Here is a 935-nt window from a genome sequence, read left to right as displayed (position 1 = left end):
ACTTGCGGAACTTGCAGCGGGCAGCACCGACGACCAGAACATCGAGAGCCTTGGCGTTGACCTTGGCACAAATATACTTACGGTCGGTATCGAGGACGGTACGGCCCAGACGGTGGACCTATCGCATCTGGACGACAATGGAACGGACGACCAGACCGCCAGCGAGGTCAACATCACCGATGCCGGAGGCAACTTTACCGCCACGGAGGTCGAGGGAGCACTAGCGGAACTTGCAGCTGGCAGCACCGATGACCAGAACATAGAGAGCCTTGGCGTTGACCTTGGAACGAACATACTTACGGTGGGCATCGAGGACGGTACGGCCCAGACGGTGGACCTATCGCATCTGGACGATGCCGGAACGGACGACCAGATTGCATCCGAAGTGAACATCACCGATGCCGGAGGCAACTTTACCGCCACCGAGGTCGAGGGTGCACTTGCAGAACTTGCAGCTGGCAGCACCGATGACCAGAACATAGAGAGCCTTGGTGTGGACCTTGGCACGAACATATTGACCGTTGGTATCGAGGACGGTACGGCCCAGACGGTGGACCTGTCCCATTTGGACGATGCCGGAACGGACGACCAGACGGCCAGTGAGGTGAACATCACCGATGCGGGCGGCAACTTTACCGCCACGGAGGTGGAGGGCGCACTTGCGGAGCTTGCAGCTGGCAGCACCGATGACCAGAACATAGAGAGCCTTGGTGTGGACCTTGGAACGAACATATTGACCGTCGGTATCGAGGACGGTACGGCCCAGACGGTGGACCTGTCGCATCTGGACGACAATGGAACGGACGATCAGATTGCATCCGAAGTGAACATCACCGATGCCGGAGGCAACTTTACCGCCACCGAGGTGGAGGGTGCACTTGCGGAGCTTGCAGCTGGCAGCACCGATGACCAGAACATAGAGAGCCTTGGTGTGG

At 58.8% G+C, this 935-nt stretch carries 1 protein-coding gene; it reads left to right on the top strand.

Annotated elements, in window-relative coordinates:
* Positions 1–112: 112 nt before the first annotated feature.
* Positions 113–935 (top strand): hypothetical protein (locus IAG46_RS17545; RefSeq protein ID WP_190811696.1); only part of this gene is annotated, 823 nt, incomplete at its 3' end.

The sequence above is a fragment of the Flagellimonas sp. S3867 genome (assembly GCF_014698935.1).
Lineage (GTDB): Bacteria > Bacteroidota > Bacteroidia > Flavobacteriales > Flavobacteriaceae > Flagellimonas.
Note: the sequence above shows the minus strand (reverse complement) of the source record. Positions and strands in the feature narration are given on the sequence as shown.